General features: G+C 68.4%; 16 protein-coding genes and 4 pseudogenes. 12 read left to right on the top strand and 8 right to left on the bottom strand.

The window, feature by feature from the left end:
• Positions 1-53: 53 nt before the first annotated feature.
• Together OG905_RS23590 and OG905_RS23585 are read right to left on the bottom strand one after the other, a co-directional pair.
• Positions 54-577, bottom strand: a pseudogene (locus OG905_RS23590) (hypothetical protein); the annotation flags it as partial.
• Positions 578-818: 241 nt separating this feature from the next.
• Entirely contained in the window at positions 819-1,892 is a 1,074-nt protein-coding gene (locus OG905_RS23585; protein ID WP_328676823.1) for a COG4705 family protein, read from the bottom strand.
• Here OG905_RS23585 and OG905_RS39190 point away from each other — a divergent pair.
• Positions 1,862-2,370 (top strand): annotated as a pseudogene (locus OG905_RS39190) (ATP-binding protein). The gene OG905_RS23585 and the pseudogene OG905_RS39190 overlap by 31 nt on opposite strands.
• Positions 2,371-2,507: 137 nt before the next feature.
• Here OG905_RS39190 and OG905_RS23580 read toward each other — a convergent pair.
• From OG905_RS23580 to OG905_RS23565, 4 genes and pseudogenes are all read right to left on the bottom strand, one after another.
• Positions 2,508-2,732 (bottom strand): hypothetical protein, encoded by a 225-nt coding sequence (locus OG905_RS23580; protein ID WP_328676822.1) that lies wholly within the window; start codon positions 2,730-2,732, stop codon positions 2,508-2,510.
• Between the two features lie 75 nt (positions 2,733-2,807).
• A complete protein-coding gene (locus tag OG905_RS23575; protein ID WP_328676820.1) occupies positions 2,808-3,740 on the bottom strand; it encodes a M48 family metalloprotease in 933 nt (310 codons plus the stop codon).
• Positions 3,737-4,108 (bottom strand): BlaI/MecI/CopY family transcriptional regulator, encoded by a 372-nt coding sequence (locus OG905_RS23570; protein ID WP_328676818.1) that lies wholly within the window; start codon positions 4,106-4,108, stop codon positions 3,737-3,739. The genes OG905_RS23575 and OG905_RS23570 overlap by 4 nt, the downstream gene beginning before the upstream one ends.
• A 184-nt stretch (positions 4,109-4,292) precedes the next feature.
• Positions 4,293-4,373, bottom strand: a pseudogene (locus OG905_RS23565) (short-chain fatty acyl-CoA regulator family protein); the annotation flags it as partial.
• 171 nt (positions 4,374-4,544) lie between these two features.
• On the opposite strand from OG905_RS23565, the pseudogene OG905_RS23560 reads away from it, so the two are divergent.
• Together OG905_RS23560 and OG905_RS23555 are read left to right on the top strand one after the other, a co-directional pair.
• Positions 4,545-5,224: pseudogene (locus OG905_RS23560) on the top strand (DUF6445 family protein).
• 82 nt (positions 5,225-5,306) lie between these two features.
• Positions 5,307-5,762, top strand: a complete 456-nt coding sequence (locus OG905_RS23555) for a hypothetical protein (RefSeq protein WP_328676816.1) — start codon at positions 5,307-5,309, stop codon at positions 5,760-5,762.
• 905 nt (positions 5,763-6,667) lie between these two features.
• Here the strand turns inward: OG905_RS23555 and OG905_RS23550 are convergent.
• Positions 6,668-6,904: a hypothetical protein gene (locus tag OG905_RS23550; RefSeq protein WP_328676814.1), complete on the bottom strand. Its 237-nt coding sequence runs from the start codon at positions 6,902-6,904 to the stop codon at positions 6,668-6,670.
• 525 nt (positions 6,905-7,429) lie between these two features.
• On the opposite strand from OG905_RS23550, the gene OG905_RS23545 reads away from it, so the two are divergent.
• The 6 genes from OG905_RS23545 (at position 7,430) to OG905_RS23520 (ending at position 14,518) form a co-directional block, all read left to right on the top strand.
• On the top strand, positions 7,430-8,371 hold the full coding sequence (locus tag OG905_RS23545; protein WP_328676812.1) for a metal ABC transporter solute-binding protein, Zn/Mn family: 942 nt from the start codon (positions 7,430-7,432) through the stop codon (positions 8,369-8,371).
• 86 nt (positions 8,372-8,457) lie between these two features.
• Positions 8,458-9,273: a metal ABC transporter ATP-binding protein gene (locus OG905_RS23540; protein ID WP_328682550.1), complete on the top strand. Its 816-nt coding sequence runs from the start codon at positions 8,458-8,460 to the stop codon at positions 9,271-9,273.
• Positions 9,270-10,151: a metal ABC transporter permease gene (locus tag OG905_RS23535; protein ID WP_328676810.1), complete on the top strand. Its 882-nt coding sequence runs from the start codon at positions 9,270-9,272 to the stop codon at positions 10,149-10,151. Before OG905_RS23540 ends, OG905_RS23535 begins: the two co-directional genes overlap by 4 nt.
• Positions 10,152-10,158: 7 nt before the next feature.
• Entirely contained in the window at positions 10,159-10,803 is a 645-nt protein-coding gene (locus OG905_RS23530; protein ID WP_328676809.1) for a GTP-binding protein, read from the top strand.
• Positions 10,733-12,379, top strand: a complete 1,647-nt coding sequence (locus tag OG905_RS23525; RefSeq protein WP_328676808.1) for a YibE/F family protein — start codon at positions 10,733-10,735, stop codon at positions 12,377-12,379. The genes OG905_RS23530 and OG905_RS23525 overlap by 71 nt, the downstream gene beginning before the upstream one ends.
• Positions 12,380-12,943: 564 nt before the next feature.
• Positions 12,944-14,518, top strand: coding sequence for a S8 family peptidase (locus OG905_RS23520; RefSeq protein WP_328676807.1), 1,575 nt, complete (start codon positions 12,944-12,946; stop codon positions 14,516-14,518).
• Between the two features lie 3 nt (positions 14,519-14,521).
• Here OG905_RS23520 and OG905_RS23515 read toward each other — a convergent pair whose 3' ends face one another.
• Positions 14,522-14,719 carry a hypothetical protein gene (locus OG905_RS23515; protein ID WP_328676805.1) on the bottom strand — a complete coding sequence of 66 codons (198 nt, stop codon included), beginning with the start codon at positions 14,717-14,719 and terminating at the stop codon, positions 14,522-14,524.
• A 250-nt stretch (positions 14,720-14,969) separates the two neighbouring features.
• On the opposite strand from OG905_RS23515, the gene OG905_RS23510 reads away from it, so the two are divergent.
• The 3 genes from OG905_RS23510 (at position 14,970) to OG905_RS23500 (ending at position 17,577) form a co-directional block, all read left to right on the top strand.
• On the top strand, positions 14,970-15,641 hold the full coding sequence (locus OG905_RS23510; RefSeq protein ID WP_328676803.1) for a DUF6445 family protein: 672 nt from the start codon (positions 14,970-14,972) through the stop codon (positions 15,639-15,641).
• A gap of 194 nt (positions 15,642-15,835) precedes the next feature.
• A complete protein-coding gene (locus tag OG905_RS23505; protein WP_328676802.1) occupies positions 15,836-16,846 on the top strand; it encodes a permease in 1,011 nt (336 codons plus the stop codon).
• The gene (locus OG905_RS23500; RefSeq protein ID WP_328676800.1) at positions 16,843-17,577 is read left to right on the top strand and encodes a TIGR03943 family putative permease subunit; all 735 of its coding nucleotides are present in this window, start codon (positions 16,843-16,845) and stop codon (positions 17,575-17,577) included. Before OG905_RS23505 ends, OG905_RS23500 begins: the two co-directional genes overlap by 4 nt.
• Positions 17,578-17,581 lie beyond the last annotated feature (4 nt).

Genomic DNA, 17,581 nt, shown 5'->3' with positions numbered 1-17,581 from the left:
ACAGCGCATCCTCGTCGTCGAGGACGATCACGCACTCAGGGACGTACTGCTGCGAAGCCCAACGACATCCGCTCCGCCACCAGGTCGCCGGCCGCCGTGCCCAGCGCGAAGGTGAACAGCACCGCCACCCAGTAGAACCCCTCGCGGCGCACCGAGTCGACGCGGTAGATGGACAGCGTCCCCTCCGCCTTGAACCAGCAGGCGAAGGTGGCCGCCAGCGCCACCGCGAACACGGCGGTCGTGACCTCCAGCGGCACACCCAGATTGTCCGTGAGGTTGTCGCTGACCAGCGTGCCGACGACACTGACCAGCACCACGACCAGCCAGTAGACGCCGGGCCGGTAGGCCGCCGTGCGGAACTGCGCGAGCAGGGCGAACGCCAAGAGGGCCGTCATCACCGCGGAGGGCCCGTGAGGCCCAAGCCCAGCTGCGCGTTCAGGAAGTCCGCCGCGGTCTCGCCCACGGTGGTGCACAACACCTTGATCACCCAGAAGAACACGGTGATCTCGGGGACCTTGTTGCGGCGTGCCGCGGCGGGCGCGTCGGAGTCGGTGGCCTGATGCGTCTCGTATGTCATGCCGCGGACGCTGCCAGCCCTAGCCTGAACACATCCTGAACACGTCGGCCCCGCCGTCGTGGAAACCCCGGCCTGTGACGGCGCTGCACATACGTAGGCCGGCGCGGGGTGCCCCGATCATCAGGAGTGAGCGGTATCCCTGTCCTGCCTGCCGTGCAGGTAAATGCATTGGTCCCGCTCGGCGGTTGAAAGGGCATTCGCAGAGCGGAGGGAGCAGCAAAGCCCGCTTGTCGCTTTGCCCTCAGGACTTCTGAGGAAGGAGCTCGTTTCGCGGGACGGTTTTCTTCCGCTCTTGCATATGAGCGAAACCCATGAGGCCGATGAGGATCGCAAGGAGCACGGCCGACGAGCCCGCCGTGCCAAGGTCGAGGCCGCCCTTGGCGATGGGCTTGGTCAGGAAGTCACCGGCGGTGGCCCCGAGGGGGCGGGTGAGCACGAAGGCGATCCAGAACAGCAGGACGTTCGGCACGACAGGTACGCGCATGAGGGCGAGGAGCACGGAAAGCAGCCCGGCGACGAGAAGCGCGCCACCCGCGTATCCGAGACCGGAGCTGTCGGACAGGAAATCACCCATGGAAGTCCCGAGCGTGTTCGACACGAGAATCGCCGACCAGAAGAGGGCCTCTCCGCGGAAGGTGGTGATGTCGCGGATGGAGAACGTCAGCCCGCTGAACTTCCAGACGATGAAGATGGCGATCAGGATCGAGGTCAGGATCGTGGCGCCGGCGGGGTATCCCCATCCAAGACCCTGCGGCCCCCAGCCCAGCGATGTGGCCCCGTCGGAGAGGTAATCGGCGCTGGCGTCGCGGTTCATGAAGTCGGACATCGTGGTGCCGGCCGTGCTGGTGGACAGAATGACGGTCCAGTAGAAGAAGGGGTTGTAGCGCTTGGACCTGAGCTGAATGACCAGCGTGACGATGAAGATCAGAAAAAGTGCGATTGTGGTGAGAAAGTAGCCGACTTTGAGGGTCTGGGCGAAGAGGTCACCAGCCGTCTCGCCGAGGGTCGTCGCGGCAATCTTCATGATCCAGAAGGCCAGGGTGACCTCCGGAAGTTTCTTCATCACATACGTGTCGGCGCTGGCGACGTTCAATTCGGTAACGGGCTCCGACTTTTCCAACTTCAATCTCCTTTGCCGGTCAAAAATCGGCGCCTCACCGTCCTGAAGTGAAGGAGCAGCCTTGCGAGTTGCTGATGGGCGGACCTCAACGTGCTGCGGCGCGCGAGATCCCCGTAGGCGGTGATGCTGCGTGTCCGCCGGCGTTCTTGCTTCTCGTAATACGGATGCCGAACGCACGCCGTTCAGTGCCCTCATGGCGCGGTTGTGGTGTGCGCGTTCAGCGTCGCGGATGCCTGGTCACGGATTACATCAGAAGGAGCCACGAGGTGCCTGCAACCCTGAACCATTGGAGTTGCGCGCCCTTTTGGCTACGCCCATCGGGCATCGCCTCACGGCACGTGCGCACCAGGATCGCCGTACGTCTGTTCCCCTTCGGGGAGGAGAACGGGTGCACGTACGGGAACGCCGGCGGAGTTGAGGTGGGCCCTGCGGCCGAGCTGGTCGTGGCCGACGACGGTCCGGGGGTCGTCGCCGCCCACCGCGAGCAGGTCTTCGACCGATTCTTCCGAGTCCAGTCCGCCCGCGACCGGAACTCCGGCGGTGTGGGGTTGGGCTTTCGATCGTCCGCGACGTGGTCACTACTCACGGCGGCCACGTGTGGATCGCCGATTCTCCGACTGGCGCCGAGTTCCATGTGCGGCTGCCCATGATTCGTCCAGGGTCATTGCCGTGACTCACCGCCGACGACCGTGCGGGCGTCGGCGGGGCCTGTAGACGGGGCAGGAGCTGTGCCGCCCGCTGCTGCGCCGTGCTCATGGGCAGGGGCGGCTCCCGTTCCCGCGATGATGCACCCCCAGGTGCCGGTGGCGATCATGCAGCCCGCGGTGCGACGGCGACCGCGTACATCAGGAGCAGGGAGGCGGCTTCGTCCTGCACGGCCCCACCGCGGTCCACCTCGCGTCGGCGGACCGCTGGATCCGCCTCGACGCCCGCGGCAACAAGAAGGGCGTCGACGCCCGCTTCTCCCTGGACGGCGAACACCTGGCCTGGCCGGTGGACCCGTCGCAGGGCGAGATCGACTACCCGCTGGTCCACGCGTCCCCGCACCCCACCGTCGTGTCAGCCCTGCCCACCGTCCGCCCGCCCGGGCGTCGCGGGCTACGGCCCGACTCAGTCGGCGGGGTGCTCGCCCTGGGCGATCTCGACGCCACGGTGCAGCCAGACGGCCCCGGCCAGGGAGGAAGCGCCGGCTGAGGCGCACAGCAGGACCATGGCCAGCAGTGCTGGAACGAGGCGCCGGGCGGGCGCCTGGGCGAGCAGGGCCCTCACCCGGGCGGGTACAGGTCCGGTGACGGCGCCGGCCGCGAGGACGGACCGCTCTCGGCCGCGGGTGGCAGCCAGCGCCGCGCGGCCCACGGCCTGCGCGGTAAGCATCCGGCCGCCGGCGGCGTGGGCAGCAGCCTCATCCGCAGCCCGTTCGGCGGCGAACGAGACGTGAGGGAGGACGGCGCCCAGCGCCGGATGGCACCACCCGGCGAGCTGCGCGGCGGCGAGGAAGAGGTGGTGGCGCGCGGCGAGGTGGGCGCGCTCGTGGGCCAGGAGGGCCTCGCGCTCGCGCGGATCCAGACAGCGCAGCATGCCGGTGGTTACGACGATCCGACCCGGGCTGCGCAGGCCGCCGGGTAGGGCGTAGGCATCCGGGCGGGGGTCGTCCAGAACGCACAGCCCTCCGGCGTCCGGGAGATGAGCAATATCGACCTGGGCGGTGCGCAGGCGCTTCGCCTCCGACACTCCGCGCCGGACCATGGTCACGCCAGTGATCGTGAGGAACCCGGCGGCGAGCGCGGAAACGCCCAGGACCAGCAGCTTCGGGCCAGCTTGGAGCGGCTGGATCAGGTCCGATACGGCGGCCAGCTGCGGGATCGCAAGAGCGAGGGGCAACAGCAGAGCCCCCAGGCACGCCACGACCCCCACGGCCAGCGCGACGGTGGCGGCGGTGATCGTCCACAGTGCGATCTCGGGCCGCACCCGACCCACCGTCCGGCGGGCGAGCGGCGGCAGGATCCAGGGCAGGGCGAGGGGGATCAGCAGCAGGACGATCATTGACTGCCTCCCTCCAGCAGCCTCCTGAGCTCTGCCTCATCGGCGGGGCTGAGACCTTGGACGAACCGGGCCAGCACGATGCTGCGCTCGCCGTCCTGGTCCAGCTCGCGGTGCATCCGGCGGGCGGTCAGGCCGTGCGAGTCATCCACGGGAAAGTACACGAACCCGCGCCCGCCGGGACTGCGGCCGACCGCCCCCTTCTCATGGAGGCGGGCCAGCAGCGTCGCCACCGTGGTACGGGCCAGCGGCTGCGGTAGCGCCGCTCTGACCTCCGCCGCCGACTGGGGCTTGCCCGCCGCCCACAGCGCAGCCAGAACACTGGACTCCAGCTCGCCCGCAGGCCTGCGCTCACCGTACGCGTCCGCCATGGAACGGCCTCCCCAAAAGATCGTCTACAGTCGCAGACCGACTACTACCCTGTAGACCAGGATAGGCGGCCCGTTGCCCTGCCATCGGTATCTGACAGGTTCCGGTCGGCCGACGTCGGTACCCATCAGTCCATTGTCGACGGAGACCATCTGCCCCAGAGGCGTGGCACTTCACGGCGGTGGCGGTGCTGCTGTTCTGGTCGATCCGCAGCGGGCGGCCGAGCAGTGGCACTGCACGTTGCGGGCAGTCGAGGCGTTCGCAGACGCTAGCCACTGCCAGATCTGCACGCGGGCGATCTCGGCGGTGGCGGCGAGGGGAGCGCGACGAGACCGGGAGGCCTGTGATGATCCCCGCATCTGTAGGAGCGTTGAGTTGACGGAAGATTGACCGATTCACGGGGGAGCGATGGCGCCTGCGCGCTCTAGGGTCCCCGACATGCCTCCACACCCCCCGAGGACCCCGGCGCTCCCAGTACTCCCCTACCGCAAACCCACACCCGGCCGGGACTATTGGGTGCTGGACGATGTGCTGCCCGATGCCGACGCCGTCCGCGCCCGCTGCCTCGCCAAGGACGACTGGGTCGAGGGCCACCCGTACAAGCCCGAGAGCTGGCCAGGCCTCCGCACCATGCCGGGGCTCGAACCGGAGGAACTCTCCCGCGTCGACAGGCTGGTCAAGAAAGCCACCGGCGCGCGCCGGTTATGGCAGGAGACTGCCCCCGGCGGCGGCACCCTCAATCACAACTGCATCCAGGTCGTCGGCAGGGACGAATGCGAGCCCCGCCCGCACACCGACTCCCGCGCACTGTGCCGCTACGCAGCCGTGCTCTACCTCAACCCCCAAGTGCCCAAGGACTGCGGAACCAGCTTCTACCGGCAGAGCCTGCCCGACGGCAGACTCGGCGGAAACCTGGTGACGGCCCCCCACAACAACCTGGTCGACGCCCTGGGCACACGTTTCGTCCCGCCCGACTCCTTCACCGAGGACGCACGCGTACCGCACAGGTACAACCGGTGCTCCTCTACACCGCCAACATGATCCACAGCGCCACCGGCTACTGGGGCAGCGCCCTGGAAGACAAGCGCATGACGGCGGTCTTCTTCTGGATGGCGTGACCCCGCAGCGCCGGACCGGAAGGCGACGCCCGTGCGCCCCGTTCAGATGGCGTGAAGCAGCACCTTCACCACTCGACGGGTGATGGCTTCCGCCACGATGGAGGCGACGCAACGAACAGCGACGCCCGCTGTAGGTCATGTCGAGGTCCGCGACGAAGTGGTGGCCGATCTCTCCGCTGCGCCCGTCGGCGGGGGCCAGCGCGGCTGCTGCGGCATGCCGGGTGGGGCGGGTGTTGAAGGAGGCAGCCGGTCCAATGGCTACTGGACCCGCGTCATCCTCTCCTTCGCCTACGTCGCCGGCGGCGAGTACGAGGACGAAGCAGCAGTGGCCGTGCGCCAGTTCACCATGCTCAAGGATGTCCTGCCGGATTGTATGGGCATCGTCTACGTCGGCGCCTTGCGCGGTATCCACCGCGACGCCCTGGCTCGCCGGGGAATACCGGCCATCACACCGCACCGCAAGCGCGTCCCCACCAGGGCTGAGGCGGCCCGCCTCGGCGCAGGTCAGCGGCTCGATCCCACTCCCGAGCAGTCGTAGCGCCTTATGGGGGCGCACCCGCGCAACACGATCCGCTAGGCTGTCGGCGGTCAGTGGGCTACCAGGTCGCCCGCTCGGAAAAGTGTCCGTGTGGATTCCGCCCCAGCGGCGTCTGCGCGTCGGCTGACCAGGAGGTTTGCCGCACCGGCCGAAGATCCCACACCGGGGTTTTCAGCAGGGTTATACGCAAGCCCCGCCTCCGTGGGGCTTGCGGGAAACCCTAAAGCCGCAGGTCAGAGGCCTCTCCGCGAAGGCCCCCGAAACGCCTGCCAATCATTCCTGGAACGTTCAGCCCATCGCTGCAGGTCAGCGGCCCCTAAGGCACTCCACGGTGGGATCTGTCGAAAACTCTCGAAGCCCAGGTCGGAGACTCGGCCCCCTGAGAGTGAAAACGGCCTCCCTAGATTCCAAAACGCGGCCAACACACACGCACCTACCGCCCGGCACGCCATACCTCTGAATGGCGAGCTCCAAGGGGTGCGAACTGGGGCGGGCTTCACCCCGCCAGCCCATCCTCCTTCGCTAGCCCGCCACTCGACTTTGACGGCGTGGTCATGGCCGACGTCTACGTACCGTGGCCCCGGTTCGACCGTCGGGCGTTCTTGCTTCTCCTGGATGAGCAGCAGCGGCTGCTGCTGTGTGGGGCGTGCTGCCGGGGGTGGACGGTGCCCCAGGTACGGCTGTATGCGGGTGCCGACTATCTCGGGCAGGCCGCCCGCTTCCTGCGGCCAGCGATTCCGTCTGCGGAGCCCACAGTTCTCCGCCCTCTACGCATGTCCAGCGGCCACACCCTATGGACGGTGCACCAGTTACGCCGACGGCGCCGGGAGGTCTTCCCTGAAGGAGTCGTTCTACTCACCGCCGGCTTCACCGAAGGCTGGTTACCGGACGGCCCTGTCGAGCTGTCATGACCCGGATCTGAACTGCAGGAACGTGGATGCCCCGCCATCGGCAGTCTCATGGTCTTCCGGGTGCCCCTTCTCCGTGTAGAGGTCGGCGACGACCGCTCCGTGCAACTGCGTGACGAGCTCGCCGTAAACATGCCTGTTCCGCGAGATCTGCTTACTGACCTCCATCAGCTGCCCCGAGTCGAGCTCGTGACGTGACACCCCCGCCTGACCACCCACGCCCATCTCGCGCATCTGCTGTCCTGCCCCAGCGACCACCCCCCGACCAGCACCGAGCGGCTGCCGGCCTGGCGTTCGACCCGGCAGCGGAGCGCCGTGCTGCGCGCACTCCACAGCTCCCCCGACTTCGCCTCCGAGCGGGAGCTGCACGAGGCACGCGCGGCCGGAGGAACCGCGGTCTGACTCACCACGGTGTACCGGACCTTGCGGATGCTGGAGCGGGACGGGCACGTGGACGTCGTACGGGACAAGGCCGGGGAGCGGCCCTACGCCCGCGCCGGCCGACGGGCATCGCCACTTTCTCGTCTGCCGTCGGTGCGCCCTGAGCCAGGTCGTGGAGGCGGAGGCCGTCGAGCGCTGGGCCGACGGCGTGGCCGCAGCGACCGTGGGTTCGCCGAGGTCGAGCACACCGGGATCTGCGAGCACTGCCAGAGAAGTCAACACTTGGCAACGATTTTCATATCGATCGGGCTGGAATCTGGTCTTGACATTCATTTCCATCTAGCGTGGCGGTGACATCGCCCCATCTGTGGAGGATCCATGCCCACGTTCCCGTCCCGTCGCCTGGTGGCCCTGATATCAGGCGCCTCCCTCGCCCTGCTGGCAGGCTGCGGCAGTTCGTCGGACTCCGGAAGCGACGGGAGCACCTCGGCGAGCCCGGCCTCCGCGTCCGCGATCCCGGTGGTCGCCTCCACGAACGTCTACGGCGACATCGTCCGGCAGATCGGCGGCGACAAGGTCTCCGTCACCTCGGTCATCAGCGACCCCGACCAGGACCCGCACTCCTACGAGGCCAACACCCAGAACCAGCTGGCCATCTCGAAGGCGAAGGTCGTCATCGAGAACGGCGGCGGCTACGACGACTTCGTAGACCGCATGCTCAAGAGCGGCGACAACTCCTCCACCGAGGTGATCAACGCGGTCAAGGTGTCCGGCAAGACCGCCCCGAAGGGCGGTGAGCTCAACGAGCACGTCTGGTACGACTTCCCCACCGTCGCCAAGATCGCCGACCGAATAGCCACCGCCCTCGGCAAGGCCGACCCGGCGAACGCGGCGACCTTCACCAAGAACGCCGAGACATTCAAGGCGAAGCTGACGCTGCTGGAGACCAAGGAAGCCGGCATCAAGAAGAAGCACGGCGGCGAGGCCATCGGCATCACCGAACCCGTGCCGCTCTACATGACCGAGGTGAGCGGTCTGGTGAACAAGACGCCCGAGGGGTTCAGCGAGGCGATCGAGGAAGGCGACGACGTCTCCCCGAAGATCCTGCAGGAGACCCTGGCTCTGTACAGCGGCAAGCAGGTCAAGGCGCTGGTCTACAACGCCCAGACCTCCGGACCGCAGAGCGAGAAGGTCGAGAACGCGGCGAAGACGGCCGCTATCCCCGTCGTCGCCGTCACCGAGACACTGCCCAAAGACAAGGACTACCTCGGCTGGATGACCTCCAACGTCGACGCGCTCGCGAGCGCCCTGGACAAGTGAGGCGGCCGGTCGTGGCCTCCGTACCGCAGGCCCGCCAGGGCAGCACCAGGACCGAGACGGGCGGTGCCGACGCCGGCACCGCCCCGGTGATCAGCCTGCGCGACGCCGCCCTGTCATACGGCGAACGTGCGGTGTGGCGCGGCCTTGAACTCGACGTACGACCCGGGGAGTTCCTCGCCGTACTCGGCCCCAACGGATCGGGCAAGACCAGCCTCGTGAAGGCCCTGCTCGGCCGCCAGCAACTGTCCGCGGGCACGCTGACCGTCCTGGGCCGGGCACCGCGCGACGCCGCCCGGCACATCGGTTACGTCCCCCAGCAGGCCACGCTCTCCGCGCAGGCGATGCTGCGCGCCCGCGACCTGGTGCGCTTCGGCATCGACGGCCACCGCTTCGGACTGCGGCCGAGCACCCGCGCCGTCCGCAGCCGGGTGGACGAGATCCTCGCGTCGGTCGGGGCAGCGGCCTACGCCGACGTCCCCGTCGGCCTGCTGTCCGGAGGCGAACGCCAGCGCGTACGTATCGGACAGGCCCTGGCCACTGATCCGCGCATCCTGCTGTGCGACGAGCCGCTGCTCTCCCTCGATCTCAAGCACCAACGAGCCGTCACCGAGCTGATCGACACCCGGCGCCGCTCGCACGACACGGCAGTCGTCTTCGTCACGCACGAGATCAACCCCGTGCTGGACCTGGTGGACCGAGTGTTGTATTTGGCACCGGGCGGCCACCGGGTCGGCACCCCGGAGGAGGTCCTGACCTCCGAGTCGCTGTCGAGGCTGTACGGCACCCAGGTCGACGTCGTCCGCGTCCACGGCCGAGTCGTGGTCGTCGGAGCCCCCGACGAGCCGGCCGTCCAGCCTCACCACACACAGGAACTCCACGGGAGCGACGGAGTCCGCCCATGACACTCGCCGACGGGATCTGGCAGCAGGTCTTCGCTTACGACAACTATGGCGAGCTTCTCGCCCTGGTCCGCAACTCCCTCATCGCGGGAGCCGCCCTCGGCCTGATCGGCGGCCTGGCCGGGGTGTTCGTCATCATGCGCGACCTGCCCTTCGCGGTGCACGGCATCAGTGAGCTGTCCTTCGCTGGCGCGTCGGCGGCACTGCTGCTGGAGGCGAACGTCGTGGCGGGCTCGATCGTCGGCTCGCTCGTCGCGGCCGGCACCATCGGCGTCCTGGGGGCACGCGCCCGGGACCGCAACTCGGCGATCGGCATCCTCATGCCGTTCGGCCTCGGCCTCGGCGTGCTCTTCCTCGCCCTGTACAAGGGCCGGGCCGCGAACAAGTTCGGCCTGCTCACCGGCCAGATCGTCGCCGTGGACACCCCGCAGATGGCCTGGCTGCTCGGCACCTCCGCCGTGGTCCTTCTCGCCCTGGCGGTGATGTGGCGACCGCTGACCTTCGCCAGCGCCGACCCCGATGTCGCCGAGGCCCGCGGGGTGCCGGTGCGCGGGCTGTCGTTCGCCTTCATGCTCGTGCTCGGGCTCGCGGTAGCCCTGTCGGTGCAGGTCGTCGGCGCGCTGCTGGTCCTCACCCTGGTCGTCACGCCGGCCGCGGCCGCCGCCCGCGTCACCGCCTCGCCGGTGCTGCTGCCCCTGCTCAGTGTGGTCTTCGCGGTGGTGTCGATCGAGGGCGGCATCCTGCTCGCCCTCGGCAGCAGCATCCCCATCAGCCCCTACGTCACGACGATCTCCTTCACCATCTACGCCGTCTGCCGACTCGCCGGCGCCTACCGCACCCGCAGGTGGGGGGCCAGGAGGTCCACCCCGCAACCCGCATGAACCAGGGATGGGCCAATCGATCGGCGGGGGCACGTCGCGAACACGCCTACTGCCCCTTCTCGCGAATCTCGGCACCTCAGCTGCCATTCCCCGGCTGACTGTGGACGTTCGTGACCAAGGAGCTCGACAGCAGCGCGACGGGCAGATCATGCGTTTCAAGGGGTTCTTCACACTCGCCGACCGCACATGCGTGACGGGATGGTGGTCACAGTCCGGCGCCGTCACACGCGTCGAGCTCTCCAGCGCGCGCGACACCGACAGCCCCAACGGCCAGGAACTGGTCTTTATCGGCACGCACCTGCACGCCGACGCACGGCGTGCCGCGCTGAACGACTGCCTTCATGGCGACTACGAAGCTCTGCCGCCCATGGCCCATTACTCGCTGGGACAGGCACGGCGTCGACGACGCCTGCAAGCGCGAGTATCCCTGACTGGTGGCGGGCGCCTGCCCCCAGAGAGTCCCCGAAGTTCTCGCGGTGATCGGGCTGAGTCCACGACACAGCCGTTCCCGTACCCTTCCTCAGAGCCGCCGCGCAGGCCCGGCTCCGGAGGGGGGCACGGACAATCGCGAGGGAGAGGGCATGGGAGCCGCAGACCGGCAGAGTGCCGAAGACTGGAACGGCGTCGGCAACCGGCCCCGATCCACAGGTGACCGCACAAGCGAGTACGGCCACGACCACGCGTACGGGCATCCTCCTCCTGAGCCTGTGTCTCCCCCCGGCTACGGCCCCGATGCCGGCGTGGGCCGTAGCCCCTCTCCGGCCATAGGCCACGGGCACAGCGCCGTGATCGGCGACGGGCACGCCAGAGTCACTGGCACCGGACATGGGCACGGTCCCGGCGGCGGGCACGACCACGATCATGGCGGCGACCATGGACACGGTCTCGATCCCGGCTCTGGTTCTGGTGGCGGGCACGGTCACTCGCACAGCCATGGTCCGGCGGCCCCGGTCTCCAAGCATCTGCGCAAGGTCATCGCGGCGATCCTTATACCGTTCACAGCGGCCGTGGTGGTCGGGCTCGTGGTGCTGTGGCCCGGCGGTGCCCCGCCGCACGCGCGCACCGGCGTGGGATTCGACCGGCAGACCCAGCAGGCGACGGTCACCAACGTCGTCGAGGTCAGCTGCAAGTCGGTGAACGCCTCGGGAGACACCCCGACCGGCGACACCTCCACCGCCGAGGGCTCGGCAGTCCAGGAAGCGAACGGCACCTGCAAGAAGGCGACGATCCGGGTCGACACCGGCAACGACCAGGGCCGTACGTTCACCGAGATCGTGCAGCCCGACCAGTCGCGGCAGCTGCACGAGGGCGAGAAGGTCGTGGCCGCCTACGAGCCCTCCGCGCCGAAGGACCTTCAGTACTCGGTCACCGACGTCAACCGGAAGTTCCCGATGCTGCTGCTCGCCGGCATCTTTGCTATCGCCGTCGTGGTGGTGGGCCGGATGCGTGGCGTGATGGCCCTGGTCGCGCTGGCCGTCAGTTTCATGGTGCTGACCTTCTTCATCCTGCCCGCGATCGTGCAGGGCTCGAACCCGCTGCTGGTGGCCGTCGTCGGGGCCAGCGCCATCATGCTGATCGCCCTCTACATGTGCCATGGCCTCTCGGCCCGCACGTCGGTCGCGGTGCTCGGCACACTGCTCTCGCTGGTGCTGATCGGCCTGCTCGGCTCCGGGTTCATCGACTGGGCAGCGCTGACCGGCAACACCGACGACAGCACCGGCCTCATCCACGGCCTGTATCCGTCGATCGACCTGAGCGGTCTGCTGCTCGCGGGCGTCATCATCGGTTCACTCGGTGTCCTCGACGACGTGACGGTCACGCAGACGTCGGCGGTCTGGGAGCTGCACGAGGCCAACCCGTCGATGGGCTGGCGCGGGCTGTACCGAGCGGGCATCCGCATCGGCCGCGACCACATCGCATCCGTCGTCAACACCCTCGTCCTCGCCTACGCCGGCGCCGCGCTGCCGCTGCTGCTGCTCTTCTCCATCGCGCAGAGCAGTGTGGGGACGGTCGCCAACAGCGAGCTGGTGGCCGAGGAGATCGTGCGCACGCTGGTGGGCTCGATCGGCCTGGTCGCCTCGGTGCCGGTCACCACGGCGCTAGCTGCCCTGGTGGTCTCGGCCGACCGATCCGGTCCGCAGGTGGCAACGGCGACAGCGGGCGCGGAGGCGGCGGCCGGCGGACCGGCTGCGGGCCGGAGTGGGAGAGGGCGTCGGCGGAAGCGGTAGCAGTGATCTTTCCAAGGTGGGCCCGGCCCGCGTGGCCCCTTGCCTGGTCCACCGCGGCATGGGAAAGCTGCCGATAACGGCCCAGGCCACTTCATATGGCGGAAGAGCGTGGGTTCACCTTGTGGGGGTGGACTCGGGCGAGACCGCGCCCGCGCTCGAAGTCATCCTGTCTCATCCGACGGCTTGGTGCTCATGATGGTCGGCCTTGCCGAAGGCTGCACACAGCGTCCAGGTGAGCCGTTGACGTGATACGGCAGTTGCGTCGCCCGCTACAAAGAGGCCGCGTTGATCGCATTTATCAACGGGTAGCTCTGACCGGCACTTTCCCAGCAGGACACCCGACGGCACGTCATGTCAGCTGTGTGGCACGTCTGTTACGTCTATGCAGGACCCTTGTGCAATTCCTTTAGAAGGCTCAATCTTTCGGCTGACACACAGGAGATGCACAGGACGTATCCGGGAGAGGTTCACCCAGCCTTGGCATGCTCACGCCACTTCCGGAGGCCTCTTCGTGTGTGCACCACCCCCCCACCAGCGCACCACCGATTGAGGAGGATCCCTCAGATGGCAGTGATGCGTCATTCCCGCCGAAGACTGGCCGCGATCAGCGCCACGGCCACCGCGGTGCTCGCCGCGGGCCTCGTCTCCGCCCTCCCCGCCGGCGCCGCTCCGGCCGCTCCCGAAGGCCGCATCCAGTACGAGGGGGCGGCGAACTCCGTCGCCGGCAGCTACATCGTGACCCTGAAGTCGAACGCGGCGAAGGCCGGCTCCGCCGAGGGCCGGGCCCTGGCCAAGCACTACGGCGCCACGATCGAGCGCACGTACCGCAAGGCCCTGAACGGCTATGCGATCGAGGCGTCCGAGGCGGAGGCAAAGCGATTCGCCGCCGACCCGGCCGTCGCGTCCGTCGTCCAGAACCGCACCTTCCACATTGACGCGACCCAGACCAACCCGCCCTCTTGGGGCCTGGACCGCATCGACCAGAAGAACCTCCCGCTGGACAGTAAGTACACCTACCCGGACTCCGCCGGGCAGGGCGTGACGGCGTACATCGTCGACACCGGTGTCCGCATCACGCACACCGACTTCGGCGGTCGCGCCTCCTACGGCTACGACGCTGTCGACAACGACAACACAGCCCAGGACGGCAACGGCCACGGCACACACGTCGCCGGCACCGTCGCCGGGAACGCCTACGGCGTCGCCAAGAAGGCGAAGATCGTCGCCGTCCGCGTGCTCAACAACTCAGGCTCCGGCACCACCGCCCAAGTTGTCGCCGGCATCGACTGGGTCGCCCAGAACCACTCCGGCCCGTCCGTCGCCAACATGTCTCTCGGCGGCGGCGCCGACAGCGCCCTCGACACCGCCGTACGCAACGCCATCGCCTCCGGAGTCACCTTCGCCGTCGCTGCCGGCAATGACAGCTCCAACGCCTCCAACTACTCGCCCGCGCGCGTGAGCGAGGCCATTACGGTCGGCTCGACCACATCCAGCGACGCCCGCTCCAGTTTCTCCAACTACGGCTCCATCCTGGACATCTTCGCACCGGGCTCGTCCATCACCTCGTCCTGGAACTCCAGCGACACCGCGACGAACACGATCTCTGGCACGTCGATGGCGACGCCGCACGTGACAGGCGCGGCAGCGGTCTATTTGGCGGACCATCCCGGCTCCACGCCCGCGCAGGTCGCCTCCGGCCTCGTCGCCGCCGCCTCCACCGGCGTCGTCGGCAACCCGGGCACCGGCTCGCCCAACCGCCTCCTGAACGTCGGCGGCGGAACGACCACGCCTCCCGGCCCGCGCTTCGAGAACGCCGCCGACTACGCGATCAACGACAACTCCACGGTCGAGTCGCCCGTCACCGTCAGCGGCGTCTCGGGCAACGCGCCCTCGGCCCTGGCCGTCGAGGTCCACATCGTCCACACCTACATCGGCGACCTCCAGGTCCAGCTGATCGCCCCCGACGGCACCGCGTACACGCTCAAGTCGTACGGCACCGGCGGCAGTTCGGACAACATCAACACCACGTACTCCGTCAACGCCTCCTCCGAGATCGCGAACGGCACATGGAAACTGAGGGCCAGCGACAACGCCGACCTGGACACCGGGAAGATCGACTCCTGGGCGCTCCAGTTCTGACGCTCACCGGCTGACGGCCCTCGTCCTCGCGTCGTACGGCACCGGGTCCGTGACCCAGCCCGGCGCGAGGACGAGGCGCGTGCCCCGGTAGAGGGCGAGGAAGCCGAAGTGACAGTCGAACATGGCCCGGTCGACGGCGATCTCGTAATGGTGCCGGGTAGGACCGCTGCCTGCGGTGCCACACCGCGGCAACACGCTCACCCGGACCTTGCAGCCACGGGGTGGGCCTACCCGGCCGGCGACTTCCCGTGGGGACCCGAACGCTCGAGTTCGCCGCATGTACCCTGCCCGGGGCGATCGGCGTCGGGGTCTGAGCCGAGGGCCTTTCCAACCGGAGTGCAGTAAGCCTCCGCGGCGGGGGAACAGGGGCATCTCGCATGGTGAACTCTTGGCGGAAGGTTGACCGCTTCGGTGGAGAGCCGAGGGGGTGAGGACCGTTACGGTCCCTCCTATGCCTTTGCGACCTCCAACTCTCCCGGTGCTCCCGTACCGCAAGCCGACGCGCGGGCGAGACTACTGGGTGCTGGACGACGTGCTGCCGGACCCGATCGCCGTACGGGACCGCTGCCTGGCCAGGGACGACTGGACAGAGGGCTATCCGCACAAACCCGAGCCCTGGCCGGGGCTGCGCACCATGCCAGGGCTTGAGCCCGATGAACTGGCCCAGGTGGAGCGGCTGGTGAGGAAGGCGACCGGCGCCCGGAGGATCTGGGCCGAACAGCCGTCGGGCGGCGGCACGTTCAACCACAACTGCGTTCAGGTCGTCGGCGAGGGCGAATGCGAGCCACGGCCCCACACCGATTCGCGGACACTGTGCCGCTACGCGGCGGTTCTCTATCTCAACCCGCGGGTTCCCAAGGACTGCGGGACCAGCTTCTACCGCCAGAGCCTGCCCGGCGGATCCCTGGGCGGCAATCACGTAGCCGCCCCGCACAACAACCTCGTCGACGCGCTGGGCACACGTTTCGTCTCACCGGACTCTTTCGTCGAGGATGTGAGGGTCCCCCATCGCGCCAACCGGCTGCTGCTGTACTCCGCCAACCTGATCCACACTGCCACCGGCTACTGGGGTCAGACCCTGGAGGAAAAGCGCATGACAGCCGTCTTCTTCTGGAAGGCCTGAACCACGGGAGCCGGAGCGAGTGCCAGGGGTGTGCACACAGCCCTGGCCGAGCATCCAGCGAGCCCCCGCCGGCCTGTGCCGTCGTCACGCACCAAACGCGCAGCGGAAGAATGAGCAGCTGTGCCGGAACCGGCGTACTGAAGGTGGACGGGAACCGACCCACGAAGCCTGTCCGTACCGGAGGTACCTCGCCCGTGACCACCACCAAAGCGGCCCCGACTCGGGTTGACGACCACGAGGCAGACCATCCGCAGGGTTGGCAGTTCAACTCCTCCCTCGTCCTGACCATGCTTCTGCTCCTGGTGATTGTGCTGCAGGGGCCGATCCGCCGGGCGCTGTCCGCGCCCGTGATGCAGAGCTGGATGACCGTGTTCGTCGCGGTGTTCGTCCAGGCCCTGCCCTTCCTCGTCCTCGGCGTACTGCTGTCGGCGATCATCGCGGTGTTCGTCCCACCATCGTTCTTCGCCCGCGCGTTGCCGGAAAAGCCAGCCCTGGCGGTGCCGGTCGCCGGGCTGGCCGGGGCTGTCCTGCCCGGATGCGAGTGCGCCTCCGTGCCGGTGGCCGGGGCGCTGGTGCGCCGGGGTGTCACCCCCGCGGCGGCGTTGGCGTTCCTGCTGTCCGCCCCGGCGATCAACCCGATCGTGCTGACCGCCACCGCCGTCGCGTTTCCCCGCAACCCCGAGATGGTCCTCGCCCGGTTCACGGCGAGTCTGCTCGTGGCATGCGCGATGGGCTGGTTGTGGCAACGGCTGGGCCGCACCGACTGGCTGCGCCCGCCGGACCACCCGTCGTTCGACGGCCTCAGCAAGGGAGCGGCGTTCTGGGGATCCGTACGGCACGACGTGATGCACGCCGGCGGCTTCCTCGTCGTCGGCGCGATGGCCGCGGCCACCCTCAAAGCCGTGGTGCCGGCAAGCTGGCTGCACACCGCAGCCAACAACCCCGTGGTCTCGGTCTTCGCTCTGGCTGTCCTCGCGGTCCTGTTGTCGATCTGCTCCGAGGCCGACGCGTTCGTGGCCGCGTCCCTGTCCCAGTTCTCGCTGACCGCCCGGCTGGCATTCCTCGTCGTCGGACCGATGATCGACCTGAAACTGTTCGCCATGCAGGCCGCCACGTTCGGCCGCGGGTTCGCGCTGCGGTTCGCCCCCGCCACCTTCACCCTGGCCGTCCTCATGTCGGCCCTGGTCGGGGCGGTCCTGCTGTGAACCGCCAGGCGCAGGCAGCCGTACTGTTTCTCGTCGGCGGGGCGGTGCTGCACGCCGGCTTCACCGACCTCTACCTGCGCTACGTCAAGGCCGGGTTGCGCCCGTTGCTGCTCGTGGCCGGCATCGTCCTGATCGTCGCCGCCATCGCCACCGTCTGGTACGAATGGCGACGGCCGCGCGCGACCGAGGAGAACCAGCCCGGGCGTGAGCACCACGACCGTCGCGGCCACGCCCACCGCGAACCACGCATATCCTGGCTCCTGGTCCTGCCCCTGTTCGCTCTGATCCTGGTGGCGCCACCCGCACTGGGCTCCTACAGCGCGATGCGTACCGGCACGGCCCTGCAAAAACCCTGGGGCTTCTCCGCCCTCCCCGCCGGTGACCCCCTCCCGCTCGGCGTCGTCGACTACGCCGGCCGAGCGGTTTACGACCACGGACGCGCACTCGCCGATCGGCAGATCAAGATCACTGGCTTCATCACCCTCGACCGCAACGGCGCGCCCTACCTGACCCGCATGGTCCTCAACTGCTGTGCTGCCGACGCCCAGCCCGTAAAAATCGGCCTGACCGGACAGATTCCCCCCGTCCTGGCACCCGATACCTGGCTCGAAGTCACCGGCACCTACACCGCCAAACAGGCAAAGGATCCTGTCAACGACGGCGCCATCCCGTTCATCAACGTCAGCCAGGCCAGACCGGTCCCTGCTCCACACAACGAGTACGAAGACTGAAGTA

The organism is Streptomyces sp. NBC_00322 (assembly GCF_036147535.1).
Taxonomy (GTDB): Bacteria; Actinomycetota; Actinomycetes; order Streptomycetales; family Streptomycetaceae; genus Streptomyces.
Note: the sequence above shows the minus strand (reverse complement) of the source record. Positions and strands in the feature narration are given on the sequence as shown.